The following is a 20,321-nucleotide window of genomic DNA, read 5'->3' on the forward strand; positions in this document are numbered from 1 at the left end:
AGTGTCACGCCGATCGGGTCCGGTCAGAACAGGGTGAGCGGATCGACCTGCAGCCGCACCGGATCGGCCGCCTTGCGGGCGCTGCGCTGCCCGGCGGCGGAGTGCAGCGCCTCGGCCATCGCGGCGGCCCGGGACCGGGGCACGCGGACCAGCATCCGCTCCCGGCCCTCGTCCGCCGGCACCGGGCCGAGCACCTCGGCGTCATCGGGCAGCCGGGCGCCGGCGAGCAGGTCGGCCACCGCCTCGGCCGCGCCGGTGACGCTCGCCATCCGTACCGCGGGCGGGAAACCCAGCTCCCGCCGCTCGGCCAGCTCCCGGGCGGCGAACCAGGCGGAGTCCCAGCGCAGCAGCGCCTGCACCGGCGCGAGCGCGCCGTCGGCGACCACCACCACCCGGCCACCGGCCGGGCCGGGCCGGGCCAGCGCGGCGGCGGCCATCCAGCGCCGCAGCGCCTCCTCGCCGGCCCGCAGGTCGGCCCGGGTCAGCAGCGCCCACGAGTCGAGCAGCAGCACCGCGCCGTAGCCGCCGTCGGCGACCGGCTCGGCGCCCGGCGTGGCGATCACCAGTCCGGCACCGCCCGGCACCGTCGCCAGCACCTCCTCCCGCCCGGAGGTGCGCACCGGCACGCCGGGGAACGCCCGGCCCAGCTCCTCGGCGGTCCGCCGGGCGCCGGTCACCGAGGCGCGCAGCCGCCGCCCACCGCACTCCGGGCAGGCGTACGCGGCGGCCACCCGGCCGCACCAGCGGCAGGCGGGCGTGCCCTGCGCCGAGGGCAGCGCGAGCGGTCCGGCGCAGTGCGGGCAGCGGGCCGGGGCGCGGCAGTCCGCGCAGGCCACCGACGGCACGTAGCCCCGGCGCGGCACCTGCACCAGCACCGGCAGGTCCGCGCGCAGCGCGTCCCGGGCGGTGGTCCAGGCCAGGCTCGGCAGCCGCGCCGAGGCCGCGCCGGGATCGCGGGCCAGTTGCGGGTCGTCGCCGGTGGGCGCCATGGCCGGGGTACGCGCGCGCACCACCGCCCGGTCGGCCACCACCTCGCGCGCCCAGCCGGTCTCCACGAGCAACTGCGCCTCGGCGGTACGGGCGTACCCGCCGACCAGTGCGGCGACGTCGCCGAGCTGCGCCCGGGTGAGCAGCACGTCCCGGGCGTGCGGGTACGGCGCGCGAGGCTCGGCGTGCAGGTCGTCGCCGTCGTCCCAGATCGCCACCAGGCCGAGGCGGGCCACCGGGGCGAACATCGCCGCCCGGGTGCCGATCACCACGTCGGCGTCCCCCGTCCGGGCGGCGAGGAAGGCCCGGTAGCGGCGGGACGGGCCGTCGGCGGCGGTCAGCCGGACGTGCCGGCCCGCGCCGAGCACGGCGGTCACTGCCGCGTCGAGGCGGTCCAGGTCACGGGTGTCGGCCACCACGACCACGGCGCCCCGGCCGCCGGCCACGGTGGCGGCGACCGCGTCGGCGTACCGGTCGGCCCAGTCCTCCCCCGGCAGCGCGGACCAGACCGCGCGGGCGGGCCTGCCGTCGGTGAGCGCGCGCAGCAGCGCCGGCCCGGCCGGGTAGTCCCGCCAGCCGCGCGGGTCCACCTCCGCCGGGCCGCCCGGCCGGGCGTCGGCGGCCTCGGCCGGCAGGCCGTGGGGCGCGGTGCCGTCGGCGGTGGCGATGCTGCCGTCGGGCGTGGCCGAGGCGGTGGGTGGCGCGTCCGCGGCGGTGGCGGCCTTCTCGGCGCGGGCGTGCCGGGGCGGCACGGCGAGGCGGAGCACGTCGGCGAGGCTGCCGGCGTACCGGTCGGCGACCGCGCGGGCCAGCCGGGCCACCTCCGGGGAGAGCACCGGCACCGGGGAGACGACCTTCTCCAGGTACGCCAGCTTCGGGTGCTCGGACGACTCGGCGCGCTCCAGCAGCCAGCCGTCGACGAGTTGCCCGGCGAACCGCACCTTCACCCGTACCCCGGGCCGGGCGTCGGCGTCGAGCGCCTCCGGCACCAGGTAGTCGAACGGGCGGTCGAGGTGCGGCAGCGGCACGTCCACGCAGACGCGCGCGACCGGCGACCCCGGTGCGGGTCGCCGGTCGCGGCGCGTGGTGGCGGTCAGGCTCCCGCGGCCGACTTGAGGTCGGCGGCCCGGTCGGTGCCCTCCCAGGTCAGCTCCGGCAGCTCCCGGCCGAAGTGGCCGTACGCGGCGGTCTGCTGGTAGATCGGGCGGAGCAGGTTCAGGTCCCGGATGATGGCGGCCGGGCGCAGGTCGAACACCTCGGCCACGGCCTTCTCGATCGAGGCGACCGGCACGGTCTCGGTGCCGAACGTCTCGATGAACAGGCTCACTGGATGTGCCTTGCCGATCGCGTACGCCACCTGCGCCTCGCACCGCTCGGCCAGACCGGCGGCTACGACGTTCTTCGCCACCCACCGCATCGCGTACGCCGCCGACCGGTCGACCTTCGACGGGTCCTTGCCGGAGAACGCGCCGCCACCGTGCCGGGCGTACCCGCCGTAGGTGTCCACGATGATCTTCCGGCCGGTCAGACCGGCGTCACCCATCGGCCCACCGATCTCGAACCGGCCCGTCGGGTTCACCAGCAGCCGGTAGCCCTCGGTCTGAAGGCCGAGGCCCTCCAGCTCCGGCGCGATCACGTGGTCCCTGATGTCCGGGGTGAGCAGCGACTCCAGCGAGATGTCCGCCGCGTGCTGGCTGGACACGACCACGGTGTCGAGCCGGACCGGCCGCAGCCCGTCGTACTCGATGGTCACCTGCGTCTTGCCGTCCGGCCGCAGGTACGGGATCGTGCCGTCCTTGCGCACCGCGGCGAGCCGGCGCGAGAGCCGGTGCGCCAGCGCGATCGGCAGCGGCATCAGCTCGGGCGTCTCGGAGCAGGCGAAGCCGAACATCATGCCCTGATCGCCCGCGCCCTGGGCGTCCAGCGCGCTCTCCGACCCGCCGGTACGCAGCTCGAAGGCGTTGTCGACGCCCTGGGCGATGTCCGGCGACTGGGCACCGATGGACACGCTGACGCCGCAGGACGCGCCGTCGAAGCCCTTCTTCGACGAGTCGTACCCGATCCCGAGGATGGTCTCCCGGACGATCGTCGGAATGTCGGCGTACGCCTTGGTGGTCACCTCGCCGGCCACGTGCACCTGGCCAGTGGTGATCAACGTCTCCACCGCGACCCGGCTGTGCGGGTCCTGGGCGAGCAGCGCGTCGAGAATGCCGTCACTGATCTGGTCGGCGATCTTGTCCGGGTGGCCCTCCGTGACCGATTCGGACGTGAAGAGACGTGTCACGGCACTCCTAAGCATGTGAAGACTTTTAAAGGTCGCTCGGCGGCAGTTTAGTCACCGTCGTTCCGCCGTGACCCGATGAACGCGGGTCGACCAACCGTCAGGAACGTGACGGCAACCGCGGACAGACGAGGTCCCAGACGGCGTCGGCCAGGGCCTCCTTGGGCTGCTCGGACAGCCGGTGCACGGCGCCATCGGCCCCGATCACGGTGGCCGCGTTGGTGTCGGCGCCGAAGACCTTGTCCACGCCGACCTCGTTGATCACGATCATGTCGGCCCCCTTGCGGGCCAGTTTGGCCCGGCCGTTGGCCTCCGCGTCGTCGGTCTCGGCGGCGAAGATCACCAGCACCTGGCCGGGACGGCGGACGCGCCCCAGCTCGGCGGCGATGTCCGGGTTGGTGACCAGCTCGATGACCGGCGCGACGCCGTCGTCGGACTTCTTGATCTTCGTGGTGGCGTAGCCGGCCGGCCGGAAGTCGGCGGGCGCGGCGGCCATCACCACGGCGTCCGCGTCGGCGGCCGCCGTGAGCGTGGCGGCGCGCAGTTCCTCGGTGGTGCCCACCCGGACCAGATCCACCCCGGCCGGGTCGGGCAGCGCCACGTTCGCCGCGACGAGCGTGACCCGGGCGCCCCGGGCGACGGCGGCGCGGGCGAACGCGTACCCCTGCTTGCCGGAGGACCTGTTGCCCAGGAACCGGACCGGGTCCAGCGGCTCCCGGGTGCCCCCGGCGGTGACCACCACGTGCCGGCCCGCCAGGTCGGCCTCGGCCTCGGCACCGCGGGCCAGCGCCCGGCGGGCCACCGCGAAGATCTCCGCCGGGTCGGGCAGCCGGCCCTTGCCGGTGTCCCGCCCGGTGAGCCGGCCCACTGCGGGCTCGATCACGCGGACGCCCCGCGAGCGCAGCGTGGCCACGTTCGCGACGGTGGCCGGGTGCTCCCACATCTCGGTGTGCATGGCGGGCGCCAGCAGCACCGGGCAGCGTGCGGTCAGCAGCGTGTTGGTGAGCAGGTCGTCGGCGAGGCCGTGGGCGGCCTTGGCGAGCAGGTCGGCGGTGGCCGGTGCGACGACGACCAGGTCGGCGTGCTGCCCGAGCCGCACGTGCGGCACCTCGTGCACGTCGGACCAGACGTCGTCGGCGACCGGCTGACCGGACAGGGCCGCCCAGGTCGGCGCCCCGACGAAGCGGAGCGCCGAGGCGGTCGGCACCACCCGGACCCGGTGACCCGACTCGGTGAAGAGCCGGAGCAGCTCACACGCCTTGTAGGCGGCGATGCCGCCGCCGACCCCGAGGACGATCTCGGCGGGCATCGGCGCGGGCGCGGTTACGGCTGGTCGGTCGGCTCGGCGGTGAGCAGGCCCGCGTTGATCTCGCGCATGGCGATGGAGAGCGGCTTCTCCTGCGGGGTGGTCTCCACCAGCGGGCCGACGTACTCCAGGAGGCCCTCACCGAGCTGGCTATAGTAGGCGTTCACCTGACGGGCGCGCTTGGCGGCGAAGATGACCAGCGCGTACTTCGAGGTGGTCTTCTCGAGCAGCTCGTCGATCGGCGGGTTGGTGATGCCCTCGGGGTTGGTGGCGATGGATCCCACGAATTAAACCTCTGCGTCTCGTGCGCCGCCCGCGGGCGGTCGGGCCGGAGCCAGGAAGGACGAACCGAGCAATCCTACCAGCTCCGCCGCGGCGCGCTCGGTGTGGTCGTGTGCCACCGCGTGGGCGAAGACGGCCGCCACGTCCGGGTCGGCGCGGTACGCCGGCGGCGCGAGGAGCACCAGCCGGACGCCGGGCGCCGCCGCCCGTACCGCGAGCGCGCCGGCCAGGTCCAGCGGCAGCAGCACCGGCCGTCCCTCGGCGAGCCGCGTCCGCACCGGGGCGCGGGGCACCCCCCTGCGGTACGGCCCGATCCGGCACCACTCGAGCAGCTCCCCGGCGGCGATCAGCCGGTCGAAGCCGGGCGCGTCGAGGAAGACGCGGTCGACGCCGTCGCGCTCGTCCGGACGCGGTGGGCGGGTGGTGGCCACCACCGGCACCCAGACAGACGCAAGGCGCGCCCGGACCGCCTCGACGACACTGCTCCGGCCGGCCCCGGAGGGACCGGACAGAACAGTGAGCCGAGCCGCCGAGCGCGCCTCGTCATCCGTGCTCACCGCTTGTTTCTACACGGCGGGCCGTTCAGTTGGCGGCGAACTCTCCGAGCAGAGCCTTGCGCTGCTGCTCGCCGAGGCCGCGCAGGCGACGGCTGTCCGCGATCTTGAGCTTCTCCATGATCTGGGTGGCCCGGATCTTGCCGATGCCCGGCATCGCCTGGAGCACGGCCGAAACCTTCAGCTTGCCCACGACGTCGTCGGACTCGGCCCGCTCGAGGACGGTGGCGAGGGTGGTCTTGCCCTGCTTGAGCTGCTCCTTCAGCTCAGCGCGGGCCTTGCGGATCTCCGCGGCCTTCTCCAGCGCGGCAGCGCGCTGTTCGGGGGTCAGTGACGGGAGCGGCACCAGTTCTCCTCAGGTCCCTAGTACGGCGGGCGGAGCGCCCCACCGCATCTGTGAAACGTGGTGTCGCTGGCAACCAAAGGGGTCCGTGGTTCCCAGCGCGGGGAAAACTAGCGGTCAACGGAGATTTCGGCAACGTGGGCGCGCGATGATCAACGGAAAGTGACCGAGCCGTCAGTCAGTCCGCCGCGCCCAGGGCGGCCCGGCAGTCGGCCAGCACCCGCTCGGTGGCGGCCCGCAGGTCGGCCGGGTCGGGGCCCGCGCCGAGCACCTCCCGGGAGTACGACGGGAGCACCGACGGCAGCGCGGCGCCGAACACGGTACGCAACCCGGCGGGCGTTCCGCCCTGCGCGCCCAGCCCCGGCGCGAGCAGCGGACCGTTGACCGAGTCCAGATCGTGACCCGTCTCACCGACCGTCGCGCCGACCACCAGACCGAAGCTGCCGAGCGGCTCCGCACCCCGGTTGAGCTGGGAAATCTCGTCGATCACGGTCTGCGCGACGGTGCGCCCGTCGGCACCCACGGCGCGCTGCACGGAGGCACCCTCCGGGTTGGACGTGAGCGCCAGGACGAAGACCCCGCCGCCGTGCTCGGCGGCGGTGGAGAACATCGGGGCGAGCGAACCTACTCCCAGGTAGGGGCTCGCGGTGACCGCATCGACATACAGAGGGCTGGATGGATCGAGGTACGCCGACGCGTACGCGGCGACCGTCGAGCCGATGTCGCCACGCTTCACGTCAAGCAGAGTGAGCGCTCCCAAATCTCGCAACTGTCGGATAGTTGACTCAAGCACGCCGACACCCCGCGCGCCGAAGCGCTCGAAGAACGCCGACTGCGGCTTGACCACGGCGACCCGGTCACCGATGGCCTCCACCACCGTCGCGCAGAACCGCTCCAGGCCCGCCACGTCGTCGGACAGGCCCCAGGCGGTCAGCAACCCGGGGTGCGGGTCGATCCCCACGCAGAGCGGCCCTCGTTCCGCCACGGCCCGGTGCAGACGGGTGCCGAACGTCTCCATCGCGTCTCTCCCTCTTCCGGCGGCTCCGGGCCGCCTGGCGTGTCGGGCGACGGGAGCCCCGTCGCGCCCTGTCGAACCCGGCCGGGCTCAGTCGGCCTTCACCGCCGCGGCCACTCCGGCCGCGATCCGCGCCACGTCCGCGGCGTCGCAGACGTACGGCGGCATCGTGTAGACGAGATCCCGGAACGGGCGCAGCCACACCCCCTCGGCCGCCGCGGCGGCCGTCGCCCGGGGCAGATCCACCTCGTGGTCGAGCTGCACCACCCCGATGGCGCCGAGCACGCGGACGTCGGCCACGCCGGGGGCGTCCCGCAGCGGCTCCAGGCCGGCCCGCAGCCCCTCGGCGATGCCCGCCACGCGTCCCGCCCAGTCCCCGGCGCGCAGCAGGTCCAGGGAGGCGTTGGCGACGGCGCAGGCGAGCGGGTTGCCCATGAACGTCGGCCCGTGCGCCAGCACCCCGTCGGCGGAGATGGCCGCCGCCACCTCGGTCGTGCACAGCGCCGCCGCCAGCGTCAGGTAGCCGCCGGTGAGCGCCTTGCCGACGCACAGCACGTCCGGGGCGACACCGGCGTGCTCGGCGGCGAACATCCGGCCGGTCCGGCCGAAGCCGGTGGCGATCTCGTCGAAGACCAGCAGGATGCCGTGCCGCCGGGTCACCTCGCGCAGCACGCGCAGGTAGTGCGGGTGGTGGAACCGCATCCCGCCAGCCCCCTGGACCACCGGCTCGACGATCACCGCGGCCAGCTCGTCCGCGTGCCGTTCCACCGCCTCCACCAGCGCCGCCTCGTACGCCGGGTCCGGCGCCACGTCGAAGCCGGGCGGCGGCACCGGCGCGAACACCTGCCGGGGCAGCACGTCGCCCCAGAGGTGGTGCATGCCGCCCTCCGGGTCGCAGACGCTCATCGGGTGGAACGTGTCGCCGTGGTAGCCGCCCCGCCAGGTGCCCAGCCGGCGGCGCTGCGGGCGTCCCCGCGCCCGCTGGTACTGCAGGCACATCTTCACCGCGACCTCGACGCTGACCGAGCCGGAGTCGGCCAGGAAGACGTGTTCCAGGCCGTCCGGGGTCAGCTCGACGAGCGTGCGCGCCAGGCGTACCGCGGGCTCGTGGGTGAGCCCGCCGAACATCACGTGGCTCATCCGCCCGAGCTGGTCTGTCACCGCGGCGTCGAGCACCGGGTGCCGGTAGCCGTGGATCGCCGCCCACCACGACGACATGCCGTCGACCAGCTCCCGCCCGTCGGCGAGCCGCAGCCGCACCCCTTCGGCGCTGTCGACCACGTACGGCGCGCTGGCGGGCGGGACGGCGGCGTACGGGTGCCACACGTGCCGCCGGTCGGCTTCCAGAATCTCCTCAGGCGTCACGTCTCCTCCTCCTCCACCCCGCCCCCTCCCCGCCCTCCCCGCCTTCCCCGCCCTCCTCGCTGATCTTGCGGTTGCCGCCCCCGCCGCGCCCGCGATGAGGCGGTATGCCGGGGCCGGAAGTGCAAGATCGGCGGGGTGCAGGGGGGCGGGGGCGGGGGGCGGGGGTGCAGGGGGCGGGGTGGGTCGGGGTCAGGGTCGGGTGGTTCGGGTGATGGCTCGGGTCAGGGACGGGCCCCGGTAGATGAAGCCGGTGTAGAGCTGGAGCAGGGCGGCGCCGGCGTCGAACATGCGTGTCGCGTCGTCCGGGTCGAGGATGCCGCCCACGCCGATCACCGGTAGCCGCCCGCCGGTCTCGCGGTGTACGAAGGCGACCATCTCCCGGGCCCGGGCGGTCAGCGGCCGGCCGGACAGACCGCCGGCCTCGGCGGCCCGCGCCCGGTCGGCCGGGGCGAGTCCGTCGCGGGCGAGCGTGGTGTTCGTGGCGATGACCCCGGCCGCACCCCGGTCGAGGCACACCTCCAGCAGCTCGGCCACGGCCGGCTCGGTCAGGTCGGGGGCGATCTTCACCAGCACCGGCTTCTCCCCCACCAGCGCGGCGAGCAACGCGTCCAGGTGGGACCGGTCCTGAAGCGACCGCAGTCCGGGGGTGTTCGGTGAGGACACGTTCACCGCGAAGTAGTCGCCGTGCTCCTTGAGCGCCCGGTAGGACGCGAGGTAGTCCTCGACCGCCTCGTCCAGCGGGGTGACCTTGGACTTGCCGAGCGAGATGCCCAGCGGCACGCCGAGCGGGCGCGGCAGGGCGGCCAGCCGGTCCGCGAGCGCCGCCGCGCCCGCGTTGTTGAAGCCCATCCGGTTGATCACGGCTTCGCTGTCGCGCAGCCGGAACAGCCGGGGCCGGGGGTTGCCCGGCTGGGGGTGCGCGGTGACGGTCCCGACCTCGACGAAACCGAAGCCGAGTGCCGGCCAGGCGGGCAACGCGAGTCCGTTCTTGTCCATGCCGGCCGCCAGCCCGACCGGGTTGGGGAAGCGCACCCCGAACACCGTCCGCGGCGCCGCCCGGAAGTACGCCCGCCGCAGCGCCGCGAGGACCGCCGGCCGCCGCGACACCGCCGCGAGCCGTTCCAGCGTCCACTCGTGCGCGCCCTCGGCGTCCCCGCCCGCGAGCGAGAACAACCGGGGCCGCACCACCTTCTCGAAGATCACGCCCCGGCCCCCTGCCCGGCCGGCCCGTTGATCATGAGGTTGGCGGCGATGTGGATCTCGATATCCGCCGCCAACCTCATGATCGGCGCGTGGAGGCGCGCTGTCACTCGCCCGCCCGCAGGGCGGCGTGCAGGTCCTGCAGCGGACGGACCTTCAGGTCGCCGTTGATGCGGGCCTCGATGCCCATGACGGCCGCCGCCGCGCCCGGGACGGTGGTGATGCAGGGGATGTCCACGCTCACCGCCGCGCTGCGGATCTCGTACCCGTCGGACCGGGCGCTCGCCCCGGAGCCCTGCGGCGTGTTCACCACCAGCGCCACGTCGCCGCCGAGGATCAGCGAGACCGCGTCCGCGCCCTCCCCCGACTCGTAGTGCTTGCGGATCTGCTCGCAGGCGATGCCGTGCCGGCGCAGCACCTCGGCCGTACCGGTGGTGGCCACGATCTCGAAGCCCAGGTCGGCCAGGCGCTTGATCGGGAAGATCATGCCGCGCTTGTCCCGGTTGGCGACCGAGACGAAGATCTTCCCGGCGGTCGGCAGCGACCCGTACGCGGCCGCCTGCGACTTGGCGAACGCCTGCCCGAAGCCGGTGTCGATACCCATCACCTCGCCGGTGGACTTCATCTCCGGGCCGAGCAGCACGTCGATGCCCTTGCCGGACGGGGTGCGGAACCGCTTGAACGGCAGCACCGCCTCCTTGACCGCGATCGGCGCGTCGGCCGGCATGGTGCCGCCGTCGCCGGTCGGCGGCAGCATCCCCTCGGCCCGCAGCTGCGCGACGGTGGCGCCGAGCGCGATCCGGGCCGCCGCCTTCGCCAGCGGCACCGCCGTGGCCTTCGAGACGAACGGTACGGTCCGGGAGGCGCGCGGGTTGGCCTCCAGCACGTAGAGCATGTCGCCCTGCAGCGCGTACTGGACGTTGAGCAGGCCGCGCACACCGATGCCGCGGGCGATCTGCTCGGTGTAGTGCCGCACCTGGGCCAGGTGCGAGCCGGCCAGGGTGATCGGCGGCAGCGCGCACGACGAGTCGCCGGAGTGGATGCCGGCCTCCTCGATGTGCTCCATCACGCCGCCCAGGTAGACGTCGCCGTCGGCGTCCACGAGCGCGTCCACGTCGATCTCGATGGCGTCGTCCAGGAACCGGTCCACCAGCACCGGACGGTCCGGCGAGATGGCGGTGGCCCGGCCGATGTAGTCGCGCAGCGTGGCGTCGTCGTAGACGATCTCCATGCCGCGCCCGCCGAGCACGTACGACGGTCGGACCAGCACCGGGTACCCGATCTCGTCGGCGATCGCCTTCGCCTCGTCGTACGAGGTGGCCATGCCGTGCGCGGGCGCGCGCAGTCCGGCCCGGGCCAGCACCGCGCCGAACGCGCCGCGCTCCTCGGCCAGGTGGATCGACTCCGGGGAGGTGCCGACGATCGGCACCCCGGCGTTCTTGAGCCGCTGCGCCAGGCCGAGCGGGGTCTGGCCGCCCAGCTGCACGATCACCCCGATGACACCGGGTCCGTCGGCCTCCCGGCCGGAGGAGTCCTCCGCGTGCCAGACCTCCAGCACGTCCTCGAACGTCAGCGGCTCGAAGTAGAGCCGGTCGGCGGTGTCGTAGTCGGTGGAGACGGTCTCCGGGTTGCAGTTGACCATGACCGTCTCGTAACCGACGCCTTCGGCGCCGGAACCGGACGCAGAGGCTGTGCCGATCGGCGCGCTTCGCAGCGCTTGTACGGCGTGCACGCACGAGTAGTCGAACTCGATGCCCTGCCCGATCCGGTTCGGCCCGGAGCCCAGGATGAGCACCTTGGGCCGGGCCGAGGGCGCCACCTCGGTCTCCGAGTCGTAGGTCGAGTAGTGGTACGGCGTGGTCGCCTCGAACTCGGCCGCGCAGGTGTCCACCGTCTTGTAGACCGGGCGGACGCCGAGCCGGTGCCGCAGCGTGCGGACGCCGTCCTCGGCGGCCAGCTCGGGACGCAGCGCGGCGAGCTGCCGGTCGGACAGCCCGGCCCGCTTGGCCCGGCGCAGCAGACCGGCGTCGAGCACCGGCGCGTCCACGATCTCGGCGCGCAGCTCGACCAGCGCGGCGATCTGGTCCAGGAACCACGGGTCGATGCCGCCGGACGCCTCGGACACCTCGGCGATCGACGCGCCCAGGCGCAGCGCCCGCTCGACGGTGTAGAGCCGGCCGTCGTGCGGCGTGCGCAGCGCGGCGAGGGTGTTCTCCTTCGTGGCGCCGTCCGGGTCCGGAGTGGTCCAGAAACCCGATGCCTTGGTTTCCATCGAGCGCATCGCCTTGTTCAGCGCCTCGGTGAAGTTGCGGCCCAGGCTCATCGCCTCGCCCACCGACTTCATGGTGGTGGTCAGCTCCGGGTCGGCGCCGGGGAACTTCTCGAACGCGAACCGGGGGATCTTCACCACCACGTAGTCGAGCGTCGGCTCGAACGCCGCCGGCGTCTTGAGCGTGATGTCGTTCGGGATCTCGTCGAGCGTGTAGCCGATGGCCAGCTTCGCGGCGATCTTCGCGATCGGGAAGCCGGTGGCCTTCGACGCCAGCGCCGAGGAACGCGACACGCGCGGGTTCATCTCGATCACGACGATCCGGCCGTCGGCGGGGTTGACCGCGAACTGGATGTTGCAGCCGCCGGTGTCCACCCCGACCTCGCGCAGCACGGCGATGCCAAGGTCACGCAGCCGCTGGTACTCCCGGTCGGTGAGCGTCATCGACGGCGCGACGGTGACGCTGTCGCCGGTGTGCACGCCCATCGGGTCGACGTTCTCGATCGAGCAGACCACCACCACGTTGTCGTGGCGGTCGCGCATCAGTTCGAGCTCGTACTCCTTCCAGCCGAGCACGCTCTCCTCGATGAGCACCTCGTGCACCGGGCTGGCCGCCAGGCCCGCCCCGGCGATGCGCTCCAGGTCCTCGTCGGTGTGCGCCATGCCGGAACCGAGGCCGCCCATGGTGAACGACGGCCGGATGACCACCGGCAGGCCCAGGTCGGCGACCGTCTCGCGGACCTCGTCCATCGAGTGGCAGACCCGCGAGCGCGGCACCAGCGCGGACGGATCCTCCAGGCCCAGCCGTACGCCGGCCTTCGCGACGATCTCCTTGAACAGCTGCCGGTCCTCGCCCCGGTTGATCGCCTCGATGTTCGCGCCGATCAGCTCGACGCCGTACTTCTCCAGCACGCCCGCCTCGTGCAGGGCGACAGCGGTGTTCAGCGCGGTCTGCCCGCCGAGCGTCGGCAGCAGCGCGTCCGGGCGCTCCTTGGCGATGACCAGCTCGACGAACTCCGGGGTGATCGGCTCGACGTACGTGGCGTCGGCGAACTCCGGATCCGTCATGATCGTCGCCGGGTTGGAGTTGACCAGGCTGACCCGGATCCCCTCGCTGCGCAGCACCCGGCAGGCCTGGGTGCCGGAGTAGTCGAACTCGCAGGCCTGTCCGATCACGATCGGCCCGGAGCCGATCACCAGGACGTGCTTGAGGTCGGTCCGCTTAGGCATTGTCGCGCCCCTCAGTCTGCTTCCGGTCGGGGCCGCCGCCCTCGATCAGTTCGGCGAAACGGTCGAAGAGGTAGTCCGCGTCGTGCGGGCCGGCCGCCGCCTCGGGGTGGTACTGGACGGTGAAGGCGGGCACGTCCACGGCCCGCAGCCCCTCGACCACGTTGTCATTGAGGCAGACGTGGGACACCTGGACACCGCCGAACTCGGTCTGGATCACCTGATCCGGCACCACCGCGCCGTCCCCGGCGCCCGGCACCTGCACCGCGAAGCCGTGGTTGTGGCTCGTCACCTCGACCTTGCCGGTGGCCCGGTCGAGCACCGGCTGGTTGATGCCGCGGTGGCCGTACCCCAGCTTGTAGGTGCCGAAGCCGAGCGCCCGGCCGAGGATCTGGCTGCCGAAGCAGATGCCGAACAGCGGGATCCGCCGGGTCAGCACCTCCCGGGCCAGCGCCACCGGGCCGTCGGCGGTCGCCGGGTCGCCCGGGCCGGGCGAGAAGAAGACAGCGTCCGCGCCGGTGGCGAGGAGGTCCTCGATGGTCGACCCGGCGGGGAGCACGTGGGTGGTGACGCCGCGGGCGGCGAGCCGGCGGGGCACGTTGCGCTTGATGCCCAGGTCCACCGCGGCCACCGTGAACCGGTGCTCGCCCTGCGCCTCGACGACGTACGGCTTGGCGGTGGTCACCTCGTCGGACAGGTTCGCGCCGACCATCTGCGGCGAGCGGCGTACCCGCTCCAGCAGCGCGGCCGGGTCGTCCTCGACGCTGGAGATGCCGACCCGCATCGCGCCGCGCTCACGCAGGTGCCGGGTCAGCGCCCGGGTGTCCACGCCGCTGATGCCGACCACGCCCTCGGCGGCGAGCCGGTCCTCCAGGCCGCCGGTGGCCCGCCAGTTGGAGCTGATCCGGGCCGGGTCGCGCACCACGTACCCGGCCACCCAGATCCGGTCGGACTCGTCGTCGGAGCCGTTGACGCCGGTGTTGCCGATGTGCGGCGCGGTCTGCACCACCACCTGCCGGTGGTACGAGGGGTCGGTGAGCGTCTCCTGGTAGCCGGTCATGCCGGTGTTGAAGACCGCCTCGCCGAAGGTCTCCCCGACGCTGCCGTACGCCTCGCCGTGGAACGTGCGCCCGTCCTCGAGGACGAGAATTGCAGGCCGTCGCTTCACTGTGCCCGCCTTTCGTTCGCGACTGCGGGACTCCGCTCCGCTGCGTTCCTCGCGCTCACCGGGCCCGCCTTTCGTTCGCGACTGCGGGACTCCGCTCCGCTGCGTTCCTCGCGCTCACTTAACAGCCTTTCCGTCCAGGACCGTCGGCTCGCCGCGCAGGAAGGTCGCCACGATGCGACCCGGCAGCGTCATGCGGGCGTACGGGGCGTTGCGACTGCGACTGGCCAACTCCGCCGGTTCGATGACGCGACGGACGGCCGGGTCGACAAGGGTCAGGTTGGCCGGTACGCCGGGCGCCGGGTCGAGGCCGTGCCCGGTCAGTCCGGCGATCCGGGCCGGCGTGCGGGACATCCGCTCGGCGATCAGGTCCCAGCGGGGGCCGAACACGTCGAGCGCGATGGACAGAGCGGTCTCCAGGCCGAGCATGCCCGGCCGGGCGTACGCCCACTCGCACTCCTTGTCCTCCACGGCGTGCGGCGCGTGGTCGGTGGCGATGATGTCGATCACGCCCTCGGCCAGCGCATCCCGCAGCGCGGCGATGTCGGCGGCGGTGCGCAGCGGCGGGTTGACCTTGAAGACCGGGTCGTAGCTCTCCGCCTTGGCATCGGTCAGCAGCAGGTGGTGCGGCGTCACCTCGGCGGTGACCCGTACCCCGCGGGCCTTGGCCTGGCGCAGCACCTCGACGCTGCCGGCGGTGGAGACGTGGCAGACGTGCAGGCGGCTGCCCACGTGCTCGGCGAGCAGCACGTCCCGGGCGATGATCGCCTCCTCGGCGACGGCCGGCCAGCCGGTCAGGCCGAGGCGGGTGGACACCTCGCCCTCGTGCATCTGCGCGCCCTCGGTCAGCCGGGGCTCCTCGGCGTGCTGGGCGATCACGCCGTCGAACGCCTTGACGTACTCCAGCGCCCGGCGCATCAGCCGCGGGTCGGACACGCAGTGCCCGTCGTCGGAGAAGATCCGCACCCCGGCGGCCGAGTCGGCCATCGCGCCCAGTTCGGCCAGGCGCTCGCCGGCCAGCCCGACGGTGACCGCGCCGATCGGCTGCACGTCGACCAGGCCGGCCTCCCGGCCGAGCCGCCAGACCTGCTCGACCACGCCCGCGGTGTCCGCGACCGGCGAGGTGTTCGCCATCGCGCACACCGCCGTGTAGCCGCCGAGCGCCGCCGCCCGGGAACCGGACTCGACGGTCTCGGCGTCCTCCCGGCCGGGCTCGCGCAGGTGGGTGTGCAGGTCGACCAGGCCGGGCAGCGCGACCAGGCCGCTCCCGTCGATGACAGTGGCGTCGTCCGCGGCGAGCCCGCGGCCCGTCTCGGCCACCACGCCGTCGCGGATGAGCAGGTCCGTCGGCTCGCCGCCGACGATGCTGACGCTTCTGATGAGGTACGCGGTCACCGGTTGTTCCCTCCGAGCAGCAGGTAGAGCACGGCCATCCGCACGGAGACCCCGTTGGCGACCTGTTCGACGATGGTGGAGCGGGGCGAGTCGGCCACCTCGGGCGTGATCTCCATCCCCCGGTTCATCGGGCCGGGGTGCATGACGATCGCGTGCTCGGGCAGCCGGCGCATGCGCGGCCCGTCGAGCCCGTAGCGGCGGGCGTACTCGCGGGCCGACGGGAAGTAGGAGTCACCCATCCGCTCGCGCTGCACCCGCAGCATCATCACCACGTCCACATCTGGGAGAACGGCGTCGAGGTCGTAACAGACGTCGGTGCCGGGTGCCAGAGCGGCGGCGATGTCGACCGGGATGAGCGTGGGCGGGCCGACCAGTGTGACCTTCGCGCCGAGCGTGGACAGCAGCAGCACGTTCGAGCGGGCCACCCGGGAGTGCAGCACGTCGCCGACGATCGCCACGTGCAGGCCGTCGAGCCGGCCCAGCCGGGACCGCATCGTGTACGCGTCGAGCAGCGCCTGGGTGGGGTGCTCGTGGGTGCCGTCACCGGCGTTTACGACCGACCCGTCCACCCACTCGGCGAGCCGGTGCGGGGCACCGGAGGCGGGGTGCCGGACGACCACCGCGTCCGCGCCCATGGCCTGGAGCGTGAGCGCGGTGTCCTTCAGGCTCTCCCCCTTGGCCACGCTGGAGCCCTTGGCGGAGAAGTTGATCACGTCGGCGCTGAGCCGCTTGGCAGCCGCCTCGAACGAGATCCGGGTCCGGGTGGAGTCCTCGTAGAAGAGGTTGACCACGGTGCGCCCGCGCAGCGCGGGCAGCTTCTTGACCTCGCGCCCGGCCACCGTCGCCATCTCCGCGGCGGTGTCCAGGACCAGGGTGGCGGTGCCGGCGTCCAGATCGGCGCCGGAGAGCAGGTGCCGGATCATGCGGATGTACCCCCGTACAACTTGACCTCGTCCGTGCCGTCGGTCTCGGCGAGGGTGACCTTGACGTTCTCGGCCAGCGCGGTGGGGATGTTCTTGCCGACGTAGTCGGCGCGGATCGGCAGCTGGCGGTGGCCGCGGTCGACCAGGACCGCGAGCTGCACGGACGCCGGGCGGCCGACGTCGCTGAGCGCGTCCAGCGCGGCCCGCACGGTGCGGCCGGAGAACAGCACGTCGTCGACGAGGATCACCCGCTTGCCGTCGATACCGCCGGGCGGCAGGTCGGTCGGGCCGACCGCGCGGGTGGCGTGCCGGCGCAGGTCGTCGCGGTAGAGCGTGATGTCGAGCACGCCGACCGGGACGGTGACGTCCTCGAAGGTGCTGATCCGGGCCGCCAGGCGGTGCGCCAGCGGCACGCCCCGGGTGGGGATGCCCAGCAGCACGGTGTCGGCGGCGCCCTGGGTCTTCTCCAGGATCTGGTGAGCGATGCGGTCGACCACCCGCGACACGTCCGCTGCGGTGAGGATCACCTTCACCGAGGGTTGTCGCGGCGGCGACGAGTGGGCAGCCGGTGGGTAGGCCACGGCGGACCTCCTTCCCCGCCTCACGGGACGGGTCGTTAAAGGACGTCTGGTCTGCTCCGGCAGGCCCGCGCGGGGCCCGGACCGGGGCTTCACGCCACGTTACCAGCGGTCACCGGGCCACCCGCCGCGGGTCCTGACCTGCTGGTCAGCCCGGAGAAATGCGGACAAGCCACACGTGGGTGCCGGACCTCGTGGACGGCAACACTTGACCACTTGTCGCAATCCCCGTACCGTCACGCTCCGTAGCGATAGCTCGGAGAACCCGAACAGCACTGGGAGTGTCCGAATGCCCTCTGAATACGCCAAGTCGCTGGGCGCCCGCCTGCGCTCCATCCGCCAGCAGCAGGGCCTGTCCCTGCAGGGGGTGGAGGAGAAGTCGAACGGGCGGTGGAAGGCCGTGGTGGTCGGCTCGTACGAGCGCGGCGACCGCGCCGTCACCGTGTCCCGCCTGGCGGAGCTGGCCGACTTCTACCGCGTTCCCGTCTCGGAGCTGCTGCCCGACGGCAGCGGGGTGCGTCACGAGCCCACCAGCAAGATCGTGCTGGACCTGGAGCGGCTCTACGACGAGGCCTCCGAGGACCTCGCGTACGTGGCCCGCTACGCGCGCGCCATCCAGCAGCAGCGCGGCGACTACAACGGCCGGGTGCTCTCCATCCGCGCCGACGACCTGCGCGCTCTCGCGATCGTGTACGACGCCTCGCCGTCGGGCCTGATCGAGCGGCTGACCGAGCACGGCGTGCTGGTCGCCGACCCGCGGGCGTTCTTCGCGTCCTGACACCCCGTACGACAGAAAGGGCCCGTGCCTACCGGCACGGGCCCTTCGTCGTCGCGGCGCGTCAGCGCGTGGCGTACTCGGCGATCCGGCCGAGGATGCCGTTGAGGAAGCGGGGCGAGTCGTCGGTCGACATCTGCCGGGCCAGCTCCACGGCCTCGCTGATCGCCACCGCGTCGTCGATCTCATCGACGTAGAGCAGCTCGTACACGGCGATCCGGGCCAGGTTGCGGTCGACCACGGGCATCCGCTCCAGCGTCCACCCCTCGGCGTAGCTGGCGATCGTCTCGTCGATCCGGTCGAGGTGCGCCGCCACGCCCTCGACCAGCCCGACCGCGTAGCCGAGGTGGTCGGGGCGCGGCTGCTCGATCCGTTCCAGGTAACCGGCGAGCACCTCGACCGGCGGGCGGTCCCGCAGATCGGCCTCGAAGAGCACGTCCAGCGCCCGCTTGCGCGCCTTGCGGCGCGCCGGCATCTGCTGCTTGGGGCCCTCGGCCATCAGGCTCGGCCGAGGTAACGGCCGTCGCGGGTGTCGACCTTGATCTTCTCACCGGTGGTGATGAACAGCGGCACCTGCACTGTGGCGCCGGTCTCGACGGTGGCCGGCTTGTTGCCGCCGGTCGACCGGTCGCCCTGCAGGCCCGGCTCGGTGTAGGTGACCTCGAGCACGACCGAGGTCGGCAGCTCGATGTACAGCGGCACGCTCTCGTGGGTGGCGACTGTCGCCTCGGCCTCGGGGAGGAGGTAGTTGGCGGCCTCGCCGACGGTGCCGCCGGGGACGGTGATCTGGTCGAACGTCTCCAGATCCATGAAGACGTAGTCCTCGCCGTCGGCGTACAGGTACTGCATGGTGCGCTTGTCCACGGTCGCGGTCTCGACCTTGGTGCCCGCGTTGAAGGTCTTGTCGACCACCTTGCCGGACAGCACGTTCTTCAGCGTGGTGCGCACAAAGGCACCACCCTTACCGGGCTTGACGTGCTGGAACTCGACGACGGCCCACAGCTCGCCGTCCAGGTTGAGTACCAGGCCGTTCTTCAGGTCGTTGGTGGTGGCCATTTCCTGCCTTGATCATCAATTGGCGGACAGACCGTCCAAGTCTACTCGCTCTGTCGAATCGGACTCGCGCCGCGCGACGGACCGGCTCAGGCGCCCGCGGCGAGCCGGGCGGCCAGATGCTGCAGCGCCAGCCGGTAGCCGTCCACGCCCAGGCCGCAGATCACCCCGGTGGCCACCGCGGACACCACCGAGTGGTGCCGGAACTCCTCCCGGGCGTGGATGTTCGAGATGTGCACCTCGACCAGCGGGCCGCGCAGCATGGCGCAGGCGTCCCGCACCGCGATCGAGTAGTGCGACCAGGCGGCCGGGTTGAGCACCACCGCCGCCGCCTCGTCGGCCGCCTCGTGCAGCCAGGCGAGCATCTCGTGCTCGGCGTCGGTCTGCCGGACCACCACGTCCAGGCCCAGCTCCCGGCCGTGCCGCTCGCAGTCGGCCACGAGCTGGGCGTAGCTGGTCACCCCGTACACGTCGACCTGGCGGGTGCCGAGGCGGCCCAGGTTCGGCCCGTTGAGCACGTACACCCTCACGAGCTGATCTCCGCGTACGCGGCGGCGAGCAGGTCGTCCGACGGCGCCTCCAGGATCGCCGGGCGGGCGAGCCCGTCGAGCACCACGAACCGCAGCCGGCTGCCACGGGCCTTCTTGTCCACCCGCATCGCGGCCAGCAGTTCCGGCCAGGCGTCGGCCCGGTAGCCGGTGGGCAGGTCGAGCGCGGTCAGCACCCGGCGGTGCCGCTGCGCGTCGGCCGCGTCGAGGCGGCCGGCGAGCCGCGCGAGTGTGGCCGCGTACACCAGGCCCACCGACACGGCGTGGCCGTGCCGCCAGCGGTAGCCCTCCACCTTCTCGATCGCGTGGGCCAGGGTGTGCCCGTAGTTGAGCACCTCCCGTACCCCGGATTCGCGCAGGTCCCCGGCGACCACGTCGGCCTTCACGCGGACCGCGCGCTCGACGAGTTCCCGCAGCACCGGCCCGGCCGGGTCGAGCGCGGCGGCCGGGTCCCGCTCGACCAGGTCGAGGATGACCGGGTCGGCGATGAACCCGCACTTGACCACCTCGGCCATCCCGGCGGCCAGGTCGGCCGGGGGCAGGCTGTCCAGCGTCGCCAGGTCGGCCAGCACGCCGGCCGGCGGGTGGAACGCGCCGACCAGGTTCTTGCCGGCGGCGGTGTTGATGCCGGTCTTGCCGCCCACGGCGGCGTCGACCATGCCGAGCAGCGACGTGGCGACCGGCACCCAGCGCACGCCGCGCAGCCAGGTCGCGGCGACGAAGCCGGCCAGGTCGGTGACCGCGCCGCCGCCCACGCCGACCACCGCGTCGGTACGGGTGAACCCGGCGTCGCCGAGCCGGTCCCAGCAGGCCGCCGCCACGTCGACGTGTTTGCCCGCCTCGGCGTCCGGCACCTCGATCAGCAGCGGCGTCACGCCGCCCTCGCGGACCGCGTCGGCGAGCCGGTCGGCGAGCGCCTTGAGCGGCGGCGCGTGCAGGAAGGCCACCCGCTCGGCGCCCGGCAGCAGCACCGGCGGCGGGTCCAGCAGGTCACGTCCCACCAGCACGTCGTACGGCCGCTCGCCGCCGACCGGGATCCGGGTCACCTCGTCCAT

At 73.2% G+C, this 20,321-nt stretch carries 19 protein-coding genes; 1 reads left to right on the forward strand and 18 read right to left on the reverse strand.

Annotated elements, in window-relative coordinates:
- Positions 1 to 23: 23 nt before the first annotated feature.
- The 14 genes from O7607_RS01410 to pyrR form a co-directional block, all read right to left on the reverse strand.
- Positions 24 to 2,021 carry a primosomal protein N' gene (locus O7607_RS01410; protein ID WP_269700472.1) on the reverse strand — a complete coding sequence of 666 codons (1,998 nt, stop codon included), beginning with the start codon at positions 2,019 to 2,021 and terminating at the stop codon, positions 24 to 26.
- A gap of 59 nt (positions 2,022 to 2,080) precedes the next feature.
- Positions 2,081 to 3,271: a methionine adenosyltransferase gene (metK, locus tag O7607_RS01415; RefSeq protein WP_269700473.1), complete on the reverse strand. Its 1,191-nt coding sequence runs from the start codon at positions 3,269 to 3,271 to the stop codon at positions 2,081 to 2,083.
- Positions 3,272 to 3,368: 97 nt separating this feature from the next.
- Positions 3,369 to 4,577, reverse strand: coding sequence for a bifunctional phosphopantothenoylcysteine decarboxylase/phosphopantothenate--cysteine ligase CoaBC (gene coaBC / locus O7607_RS01420; RefSeq protein WP_269700474.1), 1,209 nt, complete (start codon positions 4,575 to 4,577; stop codon positions 3,369 to 3,371).
- A gap of 14 nt (positions 4,578 to 4,591) precedes the next feature.
- Positions 4,592 to 4,858 (reverse strand): DNA-directed RNA polymerase subunit omega, encoded by a 267-nt coding sequence (gene rpoZ / locus O7607_RS01425; RefSeq protein ID WP_013285517.1) that lies wholly within the window; start codon positions 4,856 to 4,858, stop codon positions 4,592 to 4,594.
- A 3-nt stretch (positions 4,859 to 4,861) separates the two neighbouring features.
- The gene (locus O7607_RS01430; RefSeq protein ID WP_269700475.1) at positions 4,862 to 5,413 is read right to left on the reverse strand and encodes a guanylate kinase; all 552 of its coding nucleotides are present in this window, start codon (positions 5,411 to 5,413) and stop codon (positions 4,862 to 4,864) included.
- 25 nt (positions 5,414 to 5,438) lie between these two features.
- Positions 5,439 to 5,756 carry an integration host factor, actinobacterial type gene (gene mihF, locus O7607_RS01435; protein ID WP_013285515.1) on the reverse strand — a complete coding sequence of 106 codons (318 nt, stop codon included), beginning with the start codon at positions 5,754 to 5,756 and terminating at the stop codon, positions 5,439 to 5,441.
- Positions 5,757 to 5,931: 175 nt separating this feature from the next.
- Positions 5,932 to 6,771 (reverse strand): orotidine-5'-phosphate decarboxylase, encoded by an 840-nt coding sequence (gene pyrF, locus O7607_RS01440; RefSeq protein WP_269700476.1) that lies wholly within the window; start codon positions 6,769 to 6,771, stop codon positions 5,932 to 5,934.
- 87 nt (positions 6,772 to 6,858) lie between these two features.
- Complete coding sequence (locus tag O7607_RS01445) at positions 6,859 to 8,133, reverse strand: adenosylmethionine--8-amino-7-oxononanoate transaminase (protein ID WP_269700477.1); 1,275 nt, start codon at positions 8,131 to 8,133, stop codon at positions 6,859 to 6,861.
- Positions 8,134 to 8,322: 189 nt separating this feature from the next.
- Positions 8,323 to 9,336 carry a quinone-dependent dihydroorotate dehydrogenase gene (locus O7607_RS01450; protein ID WP_269700478.1) on the reverse strand — a complete coding sequence of 338 codons (1,014 nt, stop codon included), beginning with the start codon at positions 9,334 to 9,336 and terminating at the stop codon, positions 8,323 to 8,325.
- A 103-nt stretch (positions 9,337 to 9,439) separates the two neighbouring features.
- A complete protein-coding gene (gene carB, locus O7607_RS01455; RefSeq protein ID WP_269700479.1) occupies positions 9,440 to 12,832 on the reverse strand; it encodes a carbamoyl-phosphate synthase large subunit in 3,393 nt (1,130 codons plus the stop codon).
- Entirely contained in the window at positions 12,825 to 13,997 is a 1,173-nt protein-coding gene (gene carA, locus O7607_RS01460; protein ID WP_269700480.1) for a glutamine-hydrolyzing carbamoyl-phosphate synthase small subunit, read from the reverse strand. Before carA ends, carB begins: the two co-directional genes overlap by 8 nt.
- Positions 13,998 to 14,111: 114 nt before the next feature.
- Positions 14,112 to 15,389 (reverse strand): dihydroorotase, encoded by a 1,278-nt coding sequence (locus tag O7607_RS01465; protein ID WP_269700481.1) that lies wholly within the window; start codon positions 15,387 to 15,389, stop codon positions 14,112 to 14,114.
- Positions 15,386 to 16,312 (reverse strand): aspartate carbamoyltransferase catalytic subunit, encoded by a 927-nt coding sequence (locus O7607_RS01470; protein WP_120570510.1) that lies wholly within the window; start codon positions 16,310 to 16,312, stop codon positions 15,386 to 15,388. Before O7607_RS01470 ends, O7607_RS01465 begins: the two co-directional genes overlap by 4 nt.
- Positions 16,309 to 16,893 (reverse strand): bifunctional pyr operon transcriptional regulator/uracil phosphoribosyltransferase PyrR, encoded by a 585-nt coding sequence (gene pyrR / locus O7607_RS01475; protein ID WP_269700482.1) that lies wholly within the window; start codon positions 16,891 to 16,893, stop codon positions 16,309 to 16,311. The genes O7607_RS01470 and pyrR overlap by 4 nt, the downstream gene beginning before the upstream one ends.
- Before the next feature lie 286 nt (positions 16,894 to 17,179).
- Here pyrR and bldD point away from each other — a divergent pair, with 286 nt between their 5' ends.
- Positions 17,180 to 17,668: a transcriptional regulator BldD gene (gene bldD / locus O7607_RS01480; protein WP_013285505.1), complete on the forward strand. Its 489-nt coding sequence runs from the start codon at positions 17,180 to 17,182 to the stop codon at positions 17,666 to 17,668.
- Positions 17,669 to 17,729: 61 nt separating this feature from the next.
- On the opposite strand, the gene nusB is transcribed toward bldD, so the two are convergent.
- From nusB to aroB, 4 genes are all read right to left on the reverse strand, one after another.
- A complete protein-coding gene (nusB, locus tag O7607_RS01485; protein ID WP_174361785.1) occupies positions 17,730 to 18,140 on the reverse strand; it encodes a transcription antitermination factor NusB in 411 nt (136 codons plus the stop codon).
- Positions 18,141 to 18,163: 23 nt separating this feature from the next.
- Positions 18,164 to 18,721 (reverse strand): elongation factor P, encoded by a 558-nt coding sequence (gene efp, locus O7607_RS01490; protein WP_013285503.1) that lies wholly within the window; start codon positions 18,719 to 18,721, stop codon positions 18,164 to 18,166.
- Positions 18,722 to 18,807: 86 nt separating this feature from the next.
- A complete protein-coding gene (gene aroQ / locus O7607_RS01495; protein WP_269700483.1) occupies positions 18,808 to 19,248 on the reverse strand; it encodes a type II 3-dehydroquinate dehydratase in 441 nt (146 codons plus the stop codon).
- Positions 19,245 to 20,321 carry a 3-dehydroquinate synthase gene (gene aroB / locus O7607_RS01500; RefSeq protein WP_269700485.1) on the reverse strand — a complete coding sequence of 359 codons (1,077 nt, stop codon included), beginning with the start codon at positions 20,319 to 20,321 and terminating at the stop codon, positions 19,245 to 19,247. Before aroB ends, aroQ begins: the two co-directional genes overlap by 4 nt.

Source organism: Micromonospora sp. WMMA1949 (assembly GCF_027460145.1).
Lineage (GTDB): Bacteria > Actinomycetota > Actinomycetes > Mycobacteriales > Micromonosporaceae > Micromonospora.